Raw genomic sequence first — 15,948 nt, 5'->3', positions numbered from 1 at the left:
TCTTTATCAACTGCCTGTTAGATGCTTAAACTAAACTCTGCTCACTTATTTCTTCGAGTGTTTGCAGTACATAATCTGAGGGAGGATTTGCAAAAATAGTAAACAAGCGCCTTTCCGAATCTAATTTTTTTATTCTTGCGGACTCTAATAAAAAAATATCATTAACTTTATGCAATGAGAGTGTTTTATGATTATCAAATATGAATCCAGAGTTTTCTCTATAATCAAATGTTTTTATTGTGTCTTCGATAGGAAGTTCGCTGCGATGATTTTTTTCTTCTGCAAAGCTTAATGAACCACCAGTAAATCCAGATTCTCCTTGATTGAAAGGAGATATAAGAACTGTCATTGTTAAAGGACAGTTGTCTCTATGCCATGGCATATCTCTTATTTGTGTTTGGTCAGAATTTAGCGAATATCTTAGGACTGCACAAGATACTTCAACTGTAACATTCTTCCAGTTAAGCTTGCGCCCCATTTTTTTAAATCCTTCCTTGCAAAGCGCATTTAATGCTTTTGAATTTGGTAAACAATCATGATCAAAGCTAGTTGTATCAGAAAGATCTCCACGTGCATTAAACATCACTTTTGCATGATACGGCGCACTAGAATTTCTGTGTTGTGTGAAGATGGTAGATTTTATAAGGTTTCCGCGATTATAGTAATCATAAGTCGGCAGTCGATCTATCTCATAATGAGCCAAAGCCAAAGTAGTAGAAGAAAATACATTCTCAACTTTTACAACGAATCTTCCAAAACTATTTCGATGTGTTGCTGATGCTTCATTCACCACAGAAGATGTTTGTCTGCTTATATCTTGTTCACAAAGTGCTAAATGCATATTTTTAATACCCTTATAATTCTGCTTTATTTTTATTAGGCAAAGTATTGCCAGTTTGGTTCCTACTATCTCTAAAAAAGACAGTTCTAAAAAAGACAGCTATGCAAGCGCATCTAACAAAAAAATCCAGGTGATGCCTATGGCACACCTGATGCGAGCGTTCTGCGACAAAATCCGGATAAACGACTTCGTAACAGATATAGGCAGCCACAGGCAATCCATTCACTGTAATGCCCGGTTGGTCCGATACTCACTGGCTGAAGGAAGACATGGGAAGGTCAAAAAAGGCGATCAGTCCCCGCAGCAGTGATTCAAAGGGAACGAACTCTCCAAAAGGCATAACCTTTTGTTTGAAGTATTCTCCTTTTGCTTCACCCAGACCAATCAGGCTGTTGTAGTAGGGTTTTCTCTCTCCCGGTGCTGAACTGTCATACCAGGGCATGCCAAGAACAAGGGCTGTATTCGAACGCTTTGCCTGTTCATTCAGGTTGGACATCATATCGGGCAGTTCTGGTAGATGGTCGGGTTTCCACTTAAGGTTCTGGGAAACATTGCCCTGCACAGCTGCACAGCTGACCCTGAACAGTCAGTCGCTCTTATAGTTAAGTGACTGTGTCCGGGAAGCAGTTCAGTGGATGTCAGAATCACTAACGCTTTGGTTTAGATATTCCCTTCCAGACTAATGGAATGAAAGCTAGAAAGCATACAAACCATCTATTGGAATAATTTGAGGTAATCTATGATGTTTATGCCTTCTGGTAATGCATATTTTTTGGGTGAAGTCGCTGACTGCCTGGCGTTGTAGCCATTCACGAGTGTGGTGATTGGGCAAGTCATGAAATTATATCCAGTTTAGGGGTTTGCTATGAGGCCGGCTGTTGGACAAGCTCTTTTTATTATGATTCTTTTGCTCTTCAAATCCTCTCAGGCTATGAGTGGCGCAGAGGAGACAATCCGTTATATCAACCAGCTGCTGGATGAGGGAAAAACAGTTTCAATACTTGTTATTGATATGCAGACAGATTTCGAGCCTTACTGGGTTTCCTCCGAAAAAGAGCAGGTAATAGCTGAGGAAGTGGAAGTTCTCAGCCATTTTAAAGATAATTCTTCTGTTATTTTTGTAGATGTGCGTTGGGAAGGGCAGGGGACAACCATTACTTCTCTCAAGCAGGAGATAAAGGAGAGCAAGTTTAGGAGCGTTTTCTTTAAAGAACAAGAGAATGCGTTTGTGACTTCTTCCGTTCCTGCGGGAAGTTATGAGCTGGAGGAGTGGGAAGAACGCCTGGAAGGACGCCTGGGGAGATATCTCGCGGAGAAAGGCGTTTCTGAAATTGTACCTATGGGATGTTTCTCTGGGCAGTGTGTCTATAAAACGGCTACAGGCGCTATCAAAGAAAAGTTCAATGTCCATATTGATGAAGATTTAATGATTGTTCAGGATGTGAATCGACTGAGACTGTATTCACCTGCCTTTGAGGAGAACAAGACTTATTTGGCCTGGAGGCGTTTGAAGAGAGAATTCCCTCAGGTAAAGTTGATCACAGAAGAGCTTTCCGAACAGGAGGTTTGCTCCTTGTGACAAACGAATAGTTATTCACCTCCTGATACAGGATAAAAGGTCAGGAGGCTTTCCTTTTGCGGCTAACTGCCTGAAAGCCTGAATGCCCGGGAATTCATGAGTGTGTTCTTCTTTCTGGTCGTTTTAGGGAGAGCAGCACAAAAACCAGAGCAAGCAAAAGAATGGGCCAGGAACCAAAGCGCATAAACGGTGTGGTGCCGGTCATCATTGGCAGTTCTCCGGTAAGAACACCGCTCTGGTAACGGGAAATAGTGCTCAGCACTTCACCCTTCGGGCTGACAAGGGCTGTGATACCGTCGTTTGTTACCCGCAGCTGGTAGCGACCGGTTTCCAGTGAGCGCATACGCACCATTTGGAAGTGCTGCTCAGGGCCAATGGAAGTACCAAACCAAGTGTCGTTAGAAACTGTAAGCAAAGCTTTCTTATCAACTGCCTGTTCTGCGACAAAGTCCGGATAAACGACTTCGTAACAGATATAGGCAGCCACAGGCAATCCATCCACTGTAATGCCCGGTTGGTCCGATACTCCCTGGCTGAAGGAAGACATGGGAAGATCAAAAAAGGCGATCAGTCCCCGCAGCAGTGATCCAAAGGGAACAAACTCTCCAAAAGGCACAAGCTTTTGTTTGAAGTATTCTCCTTTTGCTTCACCCAGGCCAATCAGGCTGTTGTAGTAGGGCTTTCTCTCTCCCGGTGCTGAACTGTCATACCAGGGCATGCCAAGAACAAGGGCCGTATTTGAACGCTTTGCCTGTTCATTCAGGCTGTACATCACATCGGGCAGGTTCTGGTAGAAGGTTGGGATAGCGTTTTCCGGCCAGAACAGCAGGTCTTTATTCCACTGATCTGCGGAAAGCCTGGTGTATTTATTGATAGTGCTTTCGAGATGGCCGGGTTTCCATTTAAGATCCTGGGAAACATTGCCCTGTACCGCCGCAAAACTCAGGGGAGGTTGATCGGTGGGTGTCGTCCAGTTCTGGCTTTGTAATGGAATGGTGGCTACGGCTGTTACCAGAAAGACAGCTGCAAGAATAATCTGGGATTTTGAGCGGTCAATAAACAGAGCCGCAAGGCTGACAGAAACACCAGTCAGTACAAGGCTAAGGCCATAAACTCCGGCAACAGGAGCCAAGCCGGCCAGAGGCGTATCCAGAAGGGTATAGCCTGAAAAGAGCCAGGGAAAACCTGTCAGGAACCAGCTGCGGAACCACTCTCCCAATACCCATAAACCGGTAAACAGCAGAACTTTCTTCCAGGTGCTTTGTTCTTCAGAAAGTCGGCTGAATATCATCGCCGCAGGCATGATAAAAATCACAGCGAGGAAAAAAACAAAGAGCCCGGTCAGGAAAATCGCCAGCGGTACAGATGCACTGCCAAACTCATGGATACTGACATAAACCCAGGATGCCCCGGCACCAAACAGACCAATGCCGTAACAAAGTCCCCGCCATACCGCCTGACGAACAGACAGCTTGTTCAGCAGCAGGAAATAAAGTCCGGCGCTGACCGGCATCAGGGGCCAGTAATTAAAGGGGCTGAAGGCCAGGGTGGCAAGGGCACCGGCCAGCCCGGCCATAAGGTGAGCGGGCCAGAGGGTTTTATCCATAAACGGTTCGTTATCTGTTCTTAGGTTGTGTTAGTTGCTGGTGACCCGCAGCAGACGTATACGACGATTGTCAGCATTCAGAATCTGGAATGAGAAATTATCGATGGAGACAGTCTCATTACGCTTGGGCAGATGCCCGAACTTCTGCATCACAATACCGCCGATGGTGTCGAACTCGTCGTCGCTGAACTCGGTCTTGAAGTGTTCGTTGAAGTCTTCGATCGGTGTCAGAGCCTTAACTACAAACTCGTTATTGCTCAGAGGCTTGATGTAGCTGTCTTCTTCGACATCATATTCATCCTCGATATCACCAACGATCTGTTCCAGAACATCTTCAATGGTCACCAGGCCGGCAACACCACCATATTCGTCGATTACTATGGCCATATGATTACGGTTGCTGCGGAAATCATTCAGCAGAACATTCAGCCGTTTGCTTTCAGGGACAACGGTGGCCGGGCGCAGGTGATCTTTGATACTGAATTTTTTGCGGTTGTTTTCCAGAATCAGGGGCAGCAGGTCTTTGGCCAGCAGAATACCCAGGACTTCATCCTTGCTGTCTCCGATGACCGGGAAGCGGGAATGTGCGGCTTCTATAACATTGGGCAGGAACTCTTCCGGTGTGTGCTCTGCGTCTATGCACACCATCTGGGAGCGGGGAATCATGATTTCCCTTACCTGCATATCAGAAACCTGCAGTGCGCCTTCAATAATGCGGAGAGCTTCAGCGTCCAGCAGGTCACTGTGTTCGGCATCACGGAGCTGTTCAAGCAGCTCATCTCGGGTCTGGGGATCGCCGGAGAAAACTTGCTTCAGTTTCTCCAGCCAGGTTCGGTTGGGTGTACCGTTGCCCGGGTGATCGTCAGCCATGGTCTTCTGTTTTGTCCTCTGAATGCATATCGGGTGAGTGTTCCTGCAGATGCAGATAAGGGTCGCCATAACCCAGTGACATCATTATCTCTGTTTCGAGGGCTTCCATGGCCTCAGCTTCTGCGTTATCGATGTGGTCGTAACCCAGTAAATGCAGTGTGCCATGTATTACCATATGCGCCCAGTGTGACAGCAGTATTTTTTGCTGTTCGGTGGCTTCCCTGGCCACGACCGGCGCGCAGATCACCAGATCACCCAACAGGGGCAGGCCAAGTTCGGGGGGAAGGTCAGAAGGGAAGGACAGAACATTGGTGGCGTAATCCTTGTTCCGCCACTGCAGGTTCAGCTCCTGGCCTTCTTCCATATCAACTATACGAATGCTGACTTCTGCTTTATCCCGCTCATTACGAACAGCGGCAGAGGCCCACAGACAGAGCTGTTCTTCTGTGGGCAGATTGGAGTATTCACTGGCTACCTGCAGGTCAACAACAGTTTGGGCAGACATCAGTTCTGTTCCTGTTTACGCTTCTCTTCCTGCTGCTTCTGTTCTTGAAAGCTCTCGTGCAGCTCGTAGGCTTCCACAATGCGCTGCACCAGAGGATGACGGACAACATCCCGGGAGCTGAACTTGGTTATGCCAATACCGTTTACACCTTCCAGCACTTCCATGGCATGGCGCAGGCCGGAGCGGGTGTTGCGGGGCAGGTCGACCTGGGTAATATCACCGGTGATGACTGCGGTAGAACCAAAGCCGATACGGGTCAGGAACATCTTCATCTGTTCCATTGTCGTGTTCTGGGATTCATCGAGAATAATAAACGCGTTGTTCAGGGTTCGACCACGCATATAGGCGAGGGGAGCCACTTCAATCACGTTTTTCTCAATCAGGCGGGTGACCCGGTCAAAGCCAATCATCTCATACAGGGCATCGTAAAGAGGGCGCAGGTAAGGGTCGATCTTCTGGGCCAGATCACCGGGCAGGAAGCCCAGCTTTTCACCGGCTTCTACCGCCGGACGTACCAGAAGGATTCTCTCAATCTCATCCTGTTCCAGGGTCTGAACCGCGCAGGCGACAGCCAGATAGGTTTTACCGGTACCCGCCGGGCCAATACCGAAGTTGATATCGTTCTGCAGAATGGTGCGGACATAGTCCTGCTGGTTTTTACCCCGCGGACGAATCAGACCTTTGCGGGTGCGAATGGTGACCTCGGGCGTTTCCGTTTCCGGTCTCGCAGACTCCATACCGGACTCCTGCAGATGCAGGTGAACGATATCCGGACTCAGGCTGCGGGAAGCTGTTTCCTCGTAAAGGCTACGCAGAATCTCTTCGCCGGCCTGCATGGGTTCTTCGTCCCCGGATAGCAGGAAGTGCTGGCCCCGGCTGCTGATACGAATACCCAGCCGGTTTTCAATCTGTTTGAGGTGTTCGTTGAACTGGCCGCAAAGTTCCGCGATGCGACGGGCGTCGGTAGGCTCCAGGTCGAACTGGAGGGTATCTGGTTGTACGTTCAAAATGGAGTAATCAGCCTTTGTGGCGGTTCTGTTCAGTATATGGGGCATGAGAGGTATATATTGGGACGCTGGCCGGGAAAAGCAAGGTTTGGATTTGCGCTCAGCGGCCTGGAGCCATTTATTAATGAGTATAAACTCTTAGAGGCTCTCGTCGGTTTTCTGATGATTCAGCGGTATTCAATGAATTCTTTCGGGCACGCACTGGGAATTATAACCGTCACCTGTACAGGCATGGCGGCTCTTTCCTTCAGCACAGTTTCCTCCGGAACAGGCTCCTCCAGTACAGGCACGCTGGACTATGATGATGCTCTCTGTGGAGATCGGGTCTATGCCTATGCCATCTGTGGAGGACTGCATTTCAAGTGTTGTTATCAAGAGCATTATGGCATACACGGTTATACCCTGATAGCCGATGATCGTCCTGCAGAAGTCAAAAAACTTCACCCTGACTTAGTGAATGCTTTTGGTGGAGGGGTTAACGTCTATTCTGGCTGCGCCGATGGAACTCTTAAGAAGCGCTCCGGGCGATAACCTGAGTTGCTGGTATTTCAAAGACAATCAGGGGCTATTTCAAAGACTGTCAGGGGCGCTTACCTTCCAGGCTCATGCGCAGGGATTCTTTCAGATCAAAGACCTGGCCTTCCGGTGTTTCCTTATCCAGCAGACCATCAATCAGCAGAGAGGCGTGGCCGTGAATCTGTGCCCAGTAGTTCTTGGCAAGGAACCAGGCCGGATAAGCATCGGTCATTTTGCCCTGGGCGATGGCCCGCTCAACGATACCCACAAGAGCGGCAAACGCGGATGGGGGAACGCCGCACATAAATTCTGGCTTGCGCCATTCATTCAGGGTTGGGCCAAACATCAGGCGATAGAGTTCCGGGTTGCAGCGGGCGAACTCCACATAGTTTTCCGCCGCCATCATCAAAGCTTCATCTCCGGCTTCGATCGTTTCAGCTGCGGTGTTTACTGAACGTTCCAGTCGCCGGAAGCCTTCTACGGCCATAGCGACCAGCAGCAGGTTCTTGTTGGGGAAATGTCGGTAGGGGGCTGTCTGGGAGACACCGGCTTCCCTGGCCAGGGCCCGCAGGCTGATGCCCTCTGGACCGGCTGTTTTCAGCTTGTCAAAAGCTGCTTCCAGCAGGGTCTGGCGGAGATTGCCGTGGTGGTAGGATTGTTCAGCCGGGGTGGATTCAACCATGGAGCAATATGGACTCGTTACTTTTACGCAATTGTGTAAATAGATGTGTGATCTGTCAATATTGTTGACAGTGCACACATTCCTTCTTAGAGTCGAATAACAAGAAATATAAATACCAATATCTGCGGATTCAAATAACACTATGCGTGCACTGTTTTCCTCTTTTTCCCTGTTTATGGCCTGCACATTTTTAATCGCAGGTATTGTGCAGCCCCCCGTTGTTCAGGCTCAGACTCCTCAGATCCGCCCGGTTGAAGTGACCACTGTGCAGTACCAGGACGCAGCCCGACCCATACAGGTCAGCGCGGTTCTGGCCTACAAAGCCAAGCAGAAACTTTCATTCAAGGTTGGTGGCCCAGTGGAGGAAATCCTGGTTGAGGAAGGGGATGCCGTAGAGAAAGGACAGGTTCTGGCTCGCCTGGATACAGAAGAAGTTCAGGCAAGAGTCAGGGAAGCTGAGGCTCGCCATAACAATGCCATGCGTAATGTTGAGCGCCTGAAAAAGCTCTACAGGAAGAAAGTGGTTTCACTGGATCAGTTGCAGGATGCGGAAACCGAGATGGATGTGGTGGAATCCCAGCTACGGGTTGCAAGATTTAATCTGCGTTACTCTACCATCAAAGCTCCTGGCAATGGGCGTATTGCCAGCCGTATGATCGAAACCAGTGAACTGGTAGCCCCCAATCAGACGGCTTTCCTGTTGGCGGATGAGGCCCGTGGCTGGGTGATGAAAACCGGACTGTCTGACAGTAAAGTGGTGAGGGTCAGTAATGGTGACCCTGTGTCTGTACGTTTTGACCCCTGGCCTTTGCAGAGTTTTGAAGGCCGTGTCAGCCAGATAGCCGAAGCCGCAGATGGTCGTACCGGACTGTTTGCCGTTGAGATTGCTCTTGATCCTGCTGAACAGCGACTGAGGGATGGTTATATTGGCCGTATCACCATCATGCCCAATAAAACAGAACGTGTTGTAAAACTTCCGGCACTGGCGCTGGTGTCTGCGTTCAGTTCCCTGGGCACTGTGTATGTGCTGGGAAATAATAATATTGTCTCTGGCCGTCAGGTGCACCTGCATTATCTGGAAGGGGGCGATGTGGCAGTATCCGGCAATATTCACGACGGTGAGCAGGTAGTTACCACGGGTGCGGCGTTTTTGAAAGATGGTGACCGGGTTCGCATTGTTGGCCGGACTATTAGCCAGGTTGAGGGGTAAATACAATGCAGTTACCCCGTATTGCGATTAATAATTTCCAATTCACCCTGGTTGTTATCCTGCTGCTGATTTTCCTAGGCTTTGTTTCTCTGTTTACCATGCCCCGTTCTGAAGACCCGCAGTTTGAGTTTCCTGCGTCTATGGTGCGTGTTGTTTATCCCGGAACCAACCCGGTGGATATGGAAAAGCTTGTTCTTGATCCCATCGAAGAAGCGATCAAGGAACTGGATGACATTAAAGAATTGAAAGGTGATGTAGAGGATGGCCTTGCCGTTATACAGGTGGAGTTTCTCTACGGTTCTGATCCTGATGATAAATACGACGATGTTGTTTCGGAAGTGTCCCGGATCAGGGACAGGCTTCCGGAAGGTATTCAGTTTCTCTCTGTGGATAAGATCTCCCCATCAGATGTCAATATCCTGCAGATCGCTTTAATATCGGAAACTGCGTCCTATATGGAGCTGAAAACCCGGGCGGAGGTTCTGGAAAAGGAGCTGGAACGGGTAAAGGGAGTCAAGCGGGTTGATGTGGATGCTTACCCGGAACAACAGGTTCATATCCGGGCAGACTTGCTGAAAATGCAGGCCCTCAACATAGGGTTGGAAGATCTGTTAAATGCCGTGCGCGCTTCCAGCGTAAACCTCCCCGGTGGCCACGCCCTGGCAGGTGAACGAAGGTTGACAGTGCGCACCAGTGGCGATTTTCGGGATCTGGATCAAATACGTCGTTCAGCCGTTGTCTCAACTCCCGGCAATATTATTTATGTAGAAGACATTGCCTCTGTTTCTCTTGGGGATGCCCTGCCCTCTTATGAAGCCCGATATAACGGCCAGCGTTCCGTTTTTGTATCTGTTGTGCAGCGCACGGGCAGTAATATTCTGTCGGTGCTGGATAGTCTTGATGAGGCTGTGAACAAATACAGCCTGACTCTGCCCATTGATATGAGCATCGCTTATGTCCACGACCAGGGACTCAGTGTTGAAAAACGACTGAACGACTTTATGAACAGCCTGTTACTGGGGCTGGCGCTGGTGGCTGCTATCACACTGATTGCTCTGGGCGTGCGTTCAGCCTTTGTGATAGTGATGGTGATTCCCATGTCGGTGGTTATTGCCCTGGGCTGGGTGGATCTTGCCGGGTTTGGTCTGCAGCAGATGTCTATTGTTGGGCTGGTAATCGCCCTGGGTCTGCTGGTGGACAATGCCATTGTGGTGACCGAGAACGTGGGGCGCTTTCTCCGTGCCGGCCATGACCGGCATACCGCCGCAGTGGAAGGGGCGAGCCAGGTGGGCTGGGCTGTGGCCAGCGGTACCGTGACCACTATTCTGGCATTTCTGCCCATATTGCTGTTGCAGACCGGCGCGGGAACCTTTATCCGTTCCATGCCGGTGACAGTGGTGCTGACTCTTCTGGCTTCCCTGCTGATTGCCCTCAGTTTGAGTCCGTTAATGGCCAGCCGCCTGTTTCCTGACAAACCCGGAAAGCAGCCAAGGGTTATGCAGGCGATTGAATCCCTGGCCCATGGGCCTTACGCCCGGGTATTGAGGGGAGCACTCAATCGGCCGCTGCTGGTGCTGGCAATCTCTGTTGCGATGTTTGTTGGCAGCCTGATGCTCTTGCCTTTGGTGGGGGTAAGCATGTTTCCGAAAGCCGATAAGGCCATGGTGCTGATTAATATTGATGCTCCGGAAAGCGCCAGCTTTGACCGTACCCGTCTGCTGGCTCTGCAGGTTGAGGATATTGTCAGCCGGGATGAAGCGGTGACGTCTGTTACCACCAATATCGGCAAGGGTAACCCCCGCATATTCTATAACGAAATTCCCAAACGACAGGTGCCATCTTATGGACAGCTGGTTGTACAGCTGACTTCCGGCCATGACCAGTTCCGGGGAGAGTTTATAACCCGTATGCGGGAGCAGCTGAATGATTTCCCGGGAGCCAAGGTCACTGTAAAAGAGCTGCTCCAGGGACCTCCCTATGAAGCGCCGGTCTCCATTCGTGTGCTGAGTGACGATCTTAATCTTCTGCGCAGGCAGGCGGCCCTTGTCACCCAGATAATAGAAGGGGTAGACGGCACTGTGAGTGTGGATAACCCTATGGCCCGCCGGAAGATTGATCTTCATGTAAATATCAACCGGGAAAAAGCGGCCATGCTGGGTGTGCCCATCAATGCCATTGACCAGGCTATCCGTGCCAGTCTTGTGGGCATTAATACCGGCCAGTTCCGTGGAAAAGACGGCAAAGATCATCCAATTCTGGTGAGAGCCCAGGGGCAGGACCGTCCCCAGGTTGATGATTTCCAGAATATGATGGTACGCTCGGTAAATGGTGCTCTTGTTCCCCTGACCCAGCTTGCCAGCTTTGAGATGAAAGATGCTCTGGCCCGTGTTCAACATACTATGACAGAGCGTATGTCCCGAATCACAGCCGATGTTGAACCGGGTTATCAGGCAGAAAAGGTGACCAACACGATTATCGCTGAGCTGGATAAACTGGAGTGGCCGGAAGGTTCTTATTATCAGGTTGGCGGAGAACAGGAGAAGCGTAAAGAATCCTTTGGAGGTATGGGACAGGTGATCCTGGTGGCGCTTATGGGCATCTTTGCTGTGCTGGTGCTGCAGTTCCGTTCATTCACTCAGCCGGCCATTATTTTCGCTGCGATTCCCTTTGCCATGACGGGATCTGTTCTGGCTCTGCTCTTTACTGGATACAGCTTCTCCTTTACCGCACTGGTGGGATTAACATCACTGGTGGGGATTGTGGTGAATAACTCCATTATTCTTGTGGATTATTCTAACCATCTGCGTCAAAACGGTCGTACCTTGAAAGAGGCTGTCATGGAGTCGGCGATTACCCGCCTGCTGCCCATTATTCTGACAACCCTGACCACCATTGGTGGACTGCTGCCGTTGACCATGAGCGGCTCCTCCATGTGGTCTCCTATGGGCTGGAGTATTATTGGCGGGTTGGTTGTCTCAACTCTGCTGACGCTGTTTGTTGTGCCCGTGCTCTACCTGATGTTTACCCGTAAGGAACTGGTGACATAGGGGCGTTTGTTGCAGAAGCATGCTCTTCAAAAGCATGTTTTCAAAAGCATGCTCTTCAAAAGTATGGTTTGAAACTGAAGTTACCCCGCTACGAGTGTTCATAGCGGGGTAACTTCAGTTAATACAGTTTTACTTGTTAACCGGCAGCCTTGTGGTTCCAGTTATCACTGAGTTCTGAGGAGACAAGTTCACCCCGCAGGCTGTGGGGAAGGGCTTCACCAATGGTGACATCGGCAAAGTGACCGATCAGCCGCGGATCAGCACAGCGAAAGTTCACTACCCGGTTACATTCAGTACGCCCTTGAAGCTGACCCGGGTCTTTCCTGGAATAGCCGGTCACCAGAATGCGCTGGGTAGAACTAACCAGACGACGGCTGATTTGCATAACCTGCTGTTCAATACGGGTCTGCAGGATTTTCAGGCGCTGCTTCTTGGTTTCTTCAGTAACATCATCCGGGTAATCAACAGCGGGCGTTCCGGGACGCTTGCTGTAGATAAAGCTGAAGGAGGCATCGAAGCCCACTTCGGCAATCAGGTTCATGGTGTCTTCAAAATTCTGGTCGGTTTCACCGGGGAAGCCGACGATAAAGTCAGAAGACATTTTCAGCTCAGGGCGAATCGCTTTCAGACGATGCACCTTCTCAAGATACTCTTCAGCGGTATGGTCACGCTTCATGGCCGCAAGAATCTTATCAGAGCCGCTCTGTACCGGCAGGTGCAGGTGGCTGACCAGCTCAGGTACATCGCCATAGACGTTGATCAGGCTGTCCGAGAACTCCATGGGGTGGGATGTGGTAAAGCGAATACGGTCAATGCCGTCTATGGCGGCCACAAAAGTAATCAGCTCTGCCAGATCAGCAGTACCACCTTCATCCCGGGCGCCCTGGTAAGCATTTACGTTCTGGCCCAGCAGATTGATTTCCCGTACACCCTGTTCAGCCAGGCCAATACATTCCGCCAGCACATCATCAAAAGGCCGGCTGACCTCTTCACCTCGGGTGTAAGGCACAATGCAGAAAGTGCAGTACTTGCTGCAGCCTTCCATGATGGAAACAAACGCCGTGGGACCGTCCACACTGGGTTCGGGCAGGTTGTCGAATTTCTCGATTTCAGGGAAGGTGACATCCACCATCGGAATGCCGCTGGCCTTGGTGGCGTCGATCATTTCCGGGATTCTGTGCAGGGTCTGGGGGCCGAAAACCATATCTACATGGCCAGCACGCTTGCGGATTGCCTCACCTTCCTGACTGGCTACGCAGCCGCCTACGCCAATTATCAGATCGGGGTTTTCTTCCTTAAGCTTTTTCCAGCGACCAAGCTGGTGGAACAGTTTTTCCTGGGCCTTTTCCCGCACGGAGCAGGTATTAACCAGCAGGACATCGGCTTCCTCAGGGGTATCCGTCAGTTCCAGTTCGTGGGTTTCCCCGAGCAGGTCTGCCATACGGGCAGAATCGTACTCGTTCATCTGGCAGCCGTGGGTCTTGATAAAAAGCTTCTTTGTAGCCATGCGCTGTCGTTGTCACCTGTGATCTGTGCTGGTGAGGCGGTTTGTCAGTGTTTGCTAACTTTTGGCCTGCACACGAAATGAACGCATTATAATCGTCGCTCCGCCGAGTGCATAGCCGGGTTTTGACGGAAGCTTGTGTGTGGCTTTGCGCTGCCCTTCACGCAAGGGCTGCGACCTGTCGACTCACTCTTTATTGCCTCACTCTTCCTTGCCACTGCAGTGGTTGTTTTTATCGCAATGCAGCGAGATAGACAGATCTCCTGTGCTGTCTGAACCGGGGTTATAATCTATGAAAACTTCACCTTGCCCAGCCCCTGTTATTTCCAATGTCACTTGATGCAGCAAACCATAATGTGTGTTGATGATACGATCGTAGTAAAGGTCGATAAGGTAAGAATGTTTCTGCATGCAGTCACTCAAGACTCTTTGGCAGTCATTCAGAACATTTCCGCAGTATAGTAATTTATTATTATATTTAAAGGTTTTAACCCCGTGTATACAAGCGTTTTTAGCGACCTGGCAGACTTGAGGCTGGGGGCATATTTTATCAAAACCTTTTGGAACCAAAGAAAAAGTGACATCGTTGGCAAGGATATTTTTATCATGGCCTGATGCATTGAAAACAATCTCTGTGGTTTGACCTGTCGGGATATCAATCACGCTATTCTTCAGGCAGGTGCTTGAGCCGTCACAATGATGCCCATTCACAGAAATAATACTGGTATAAGTGCCGTTATGGATATCTGTGAGTTCATAATCAGAGTATTGCCCTTTTTCAACATATAACTGCAGAGTCAATTTGTAAGGATAAGGTGCCTTTTCTTTGGCAGGATCAGCCAAGTCGCTGCCAAAAGAGCAAGAAGAGAAAAGCAGGCATCCGGCGAGAAAACCAGATGTGCCTGTTGGTGTCAGTTTCATAAAAACAGCGCCATTATTTTAGAACGATAGATAAGGAACCGGAAGTTTAGCTTAAGATGGTTTCATTGAGGTCTTTGGCTTTGGCAGTTTTTCATGGGTCAGTAGAATGACTCTGCCCACTACCGTTGTCCTGATTACAAGCAGGGAGAGAGTTATAAAACCTGTTACGGAAAATGATAATAAAAGACACAGCCTGACAAGTCAGGCTGTGTAAAAGTGAAGGTTACTGGGTAGGGTCGAGAATAACTGTATTGTCGTTTAATAACGGTGTGTCGCCTGTCAGTTTGATCTCGCCGTTCAACCGGTTGTTATCCCATTTGAAGTGAATCCTGCCCCCAATGCCTTTGGGAACAGAATCAGCTGTTGTCCAGCTGTATGAGAGTTCGCTGTGGGTGCAGGACTTGCCCTTTGTGTGGTGGCCATGTGGGCCGTGTGATTTGTGAGGGGGGTGAGGAGAGTGGCCTCTTTTTCCTCGCCTGTGCTGCTTTTGGGGGGTCCTGATATCAGCGGCAAGATAGACTTTTGTTCCCGAGGTGATACGCAGAATCGGTACACCCTTAACCATCCAGAGTGTGACTTTGTACTGGTCATCGTCACCAAGGATGCCTGACAGGAAGTACCGGTTATCGGGAATATAACAGGGAGGAGGAGGTGGGCGTTTGTGGCGGTCATCTGACCCGTCTGGAGGGTGGCCGCATCCATGACGCCCTCTGTCACAGGCCTGGGACTGTGATGGTGACAGCAATCCGGCGAAAAATACACAGACTAATGCTAATGGGAAAAACCCGGATAAAACTTTGACTGTTTTCATACTGCGTCCCTGCTGTTGCTATTCACAGGGACAGTATAGTTATCCGGTAATCAGGCAGGCTGTCATGGTTGAATAATGGTTGAATAAAGAACCTGCCATAAAAATTGATGTTTTCTATCAGTTGAATTTTCCGGGGTTTGTGTCTTGATATAAGTCGTTTATCAATGAAGTACACGATGGTGTCACAGTAAGGCACAAGAATAAGAGGTCAGGTATGTCAGTATCGGAAAAAAGCTCTTCTGCCCAGGGTGTGCCAGAGCATTTGTTGAAACAGTTTGCGGAAGAAAAAATTGATTTTGTCCGCAGAGCCGGACTGAAACTTATTGAAGCCCGCCTCGGTTATGTGAAGTGCCAGATGCCAACAGCAGGAAATGAAAACCATATTGGAACCATGTACGCGGGGGCGTTGTTTACTCTGGCGGAGATTCCCGGTGGGGTTTTGGCTTTCGCCTCTTTCGACAGCGGTCGCTTTTACCCGATATTAAAAGGCATGACGATCAAATATGTGAAGCCTGCGATGGGGGATATTGTCTTTGAAATCACCCTTTCTGAAGAGGAAGTTGCCGAAATCTCATCCCGGGCGGAACAAAATGGCAAGGCCGATTTTACTTTGACCGGTGAGCTGAAAAACAGTGAGGGTGTCACTGTCGCTGTCACTGAAGGTCTGTACCAGATACGCTCCCGGTAAGTAAAAGACGCTTCCAGGACATAAACAGGTTACGGCTAAAAGATTTATATGGCCGAAAATGACTGCCGAAATTTACTGGCTGTCAGTGACAGTTGAGCAGTTTTCGCTAGAATGCTCCGCAGAATAAACAAAACCTTCGGCACGGGTGCAGTCTGCTGGTG

Annotated in this window: 15 protein-coding genes; 5 read left to right on the top strand and 10 right to left on the bottom strand. The window is 49.6% G+C overall.

The features are described 5' to 3' along the window. Positions 1 to 25 precede the first annotated feature (25 nt). Both ACY2RQ_RS05780 and ACY2RQ_RS05775 read right to left on the bottom strand, forming a co-directional pair. A complete protein-coding gene (locus tag ACY2RQ_RS05780) occupies positions 26 to 841 on the bottom strand; it encodes a hypothetical protein (protein WP_490112011.1) in 816 nt (271 codons plus the stop codon). A gap of 250 nt (positions 842 to 1,091) precedes the next feature. Beyond that, positions 1,092 to 1,403 carry a hypothetical protein gene (locus ACY2RQ_RS05775; RefSeq protein ID WP_490112010.1) on the bottom strand — a complete coding sequence of 104 codons (312 nt, stop codon included), beginning with the start codon at positions 1,401 to 1,403 and terminating at the stop codon, positions 1,092 to 1,094. 369 nt (positions 1,404 to 1,772) lie between these two features. Between ACY2RQ_RS05775 and ACY2RQ_RS05770 the strand changes: the two genes are divergently transcribed. Beyond that, positions 1,773 to 2,420, top strand: a complete 648-nt coding sequence (locus ACY2RQ_RS05770) for an isochorismatase family protein (protein WP_490112009.1) — start codon at positions 1,773 to 1,775, stop codon at positions 2,418 to 2,420. A 94-nt stretch (positions 2,421 to 2,514) separates the two neighbouring features. Here the strand turns inward: ACY2RQ_RS05770 and lnt are convergent, their stop codons facing one another. Genes lnt through ACY2RQ_RS05750 form a run of 4 tightly spaced genes read right to left on the bottom strand, consistent with a single transcriptional unit; the run spans position 2,515 to position 6,408 of the window. After that, positions 2,515 to 4,026, bottom strand: coding sequence for an apolipoprotein N-acyltransferase (gene lnt, locus ACY2RQ_RS05765; RefSeq protein ID WP_490112008.1), 1,512 nt, complete (start codon positions 4,024 to 4,026; stop codon positions 2,515 to 2,517). 30 nt (positions 4,027 to 4,056) lie between these two features. Then, a complete protein-coding gene (locus ACY2RQ_RS05760) occupies positions 4,057 to 4,896 on the bottom strand; it encodes a CorC family transporter (protein ID WP_490112007.1) in 840 nt (279 codons plus the stop codon). Next, positions 4,889 to 5,401: an rRNA maturation RNase YbeY gene (gene ybeY / locus ACY2RQ_RS05755; protein ID WP_490112006.1), complete on the bottom strand. Its 513-nt coding sequence runs from the start codon at positions 5,399 to 5,401 to the stop codon at positions 4,889 to 4,891. Before ybeY ends, ACY2RQ_RS05760 begins: the two co-directional genes overlap by 8 nt. After that, a complete protein-coding gene (locus tag ACY2RQ_RS05750; RefSeq protein ID WP_490112005.1) occupies positions 5,401 to 6,408 on the bottom strand; it encodes a PhoH family protein in 1,008 nt (335 codons plus the stop codon). Before ACY2RQ_RS05750 ends, ybeY begins: the two co-directional genes overlap by 1 nt. A 180-nt stretch (positions 6,409 to 6,588) precedes the next feature. Here ACY2RQ_RS05750 and ACY2RQ_RS05745 point away from each other — a divergent pair, with 180 nt between their 5' ends. After that, positions 6,589 to 6,939, top strand: a complete 351-nt coding sequence (locus ACY2RQ_RS05745; RefSeq protein ID WP_490112004.1) for a hypothetical protein — start codon at positions 6,589 to 6,591, stop codon at positions 6,937 to 6,939. A 49-nt stretch (positions 6,940 to 6,988) separates the two neighbouring features. Here the strand turns inward: ACY2RQ_RS05745 and ACY2RQ_RS05740 are convergent, their stop codons facing one another. Next, positions 6,989 to 7,606, bottom strand: coding sequence for a TetR/AcrR family transcriptional regulator (locus tag ACY2RQ_RS05740; protein WP_490112003.1), 618 nt, complete (start codon positions 7,604 to 7,606; stop codon positions 6,989 to 6,991). A gap of 142 nt (positions 7,607 to 7,748) precedes the next feature. Here ACY2RQ_RS05740 and ACY2RQ_RS05735 point away from each other — a divergent pair, with 142 nt between their 5' ends. Beyond that, positions 7,749 to 8,816: an efflux RND transporter periplasmic adaptor subunit gene (locus ACY2RQ_RS05735; protein WP_490112002.1), complete on the top strand. Its 1,068-nt coding sequence runs from the start codon at positions 7,749 to 7,751 to the stop codon at positions 8,814 to 8,816. 5 nt (positions 8,817 to 8,821) lie between these two features. Continuing rightward, the gene (locus tag ACY2RQ_RS05730; RefSeq protein ID WP_490112001.1) at positions 8,822 to 11,863 is read left to right on the top strand and encodes an efflux RND transporter permease subunit; all 3,042 of its coding nucleotides are present in this window, start codon (positions 8,822 to 8,824) and stop codon (positions 11,861 to 11,863) included. A gap of 136 nt (positions 11,864 to 11,999) precedes the next feature. On the opposite strand, the gene miaB is transcribed toward ACY2RQ_RS05730, so the two are convergent. The 3 genes from miaB to ACY2RQ_RS05715 form a co-directional block, all read right to left on the bottom strand. Next, a complete protein-coding gene (gene miaB / locus ACY2RQ_RS05725; RefSeq protein ID WP_490112000.1) occupies positions 12,000 to 13,370 on the bottom strand; it encodes a tRNA (N6-isopentenyl adenosine(37)-C2)-methylthiotransferase MiaB in 1,371 nt (456 codons plus the stop codon). A 198-nt stretch (positions 13,371 to 13,568) separates the two neighbouring features. Continuing rightward, on the bottom strand, positions 13,569 to 14,288 hold the full coding sequence (locus ACY2RQ_RS05720) for a hypothetical protein (protein ID WP_490111999.1): 720 nt from the start codon (positions 14,286 to 14,288) through the stop codon (positions 13,569 to 13,571). 223 nt (positions 14,289 to 14,511) lie between these two features. Continuing rightward, positions 14,512 to 15,099, bottom strand: a complete 588-nt coding sequence (locus tag ACY2RQ_RS05715) for a hypothetical protein (RefSeq protein ID WP_490111998.1) — start codon at positions 15,097 to 15,099, stop codon at positions 14,512 to 14,514. A 214-nt stretch (positions 15,100 to 15,313) separates the two neighbouring features. Here ACY2RQ_RS05715 and ACY2RQ_RS05710 point away from each other — a divergent pair, with 214 nt between their 5' ends. After that, positions 15,314 to 15,787 (top strand): YiiD C-terminal domain-containing protein, encoded by a 474-nt coding sequence (locus ACY2RQ_RS05710; RefSeq protein WP_490111997.1) that lies wholly within the window; start codon positions 15,314 to 15,316, stop codon positions 15,785 to 15,787. Positions 15,788 to 15,948 lie beyond the last annotated feature (161 nt).

This window comes from Parendozoicomonas sp. 209JJ7-1 (genome assembly GCF_058147085.1).
This window is presented reverse-complemented; position numbering and strand designations above follow the sequence as displayed.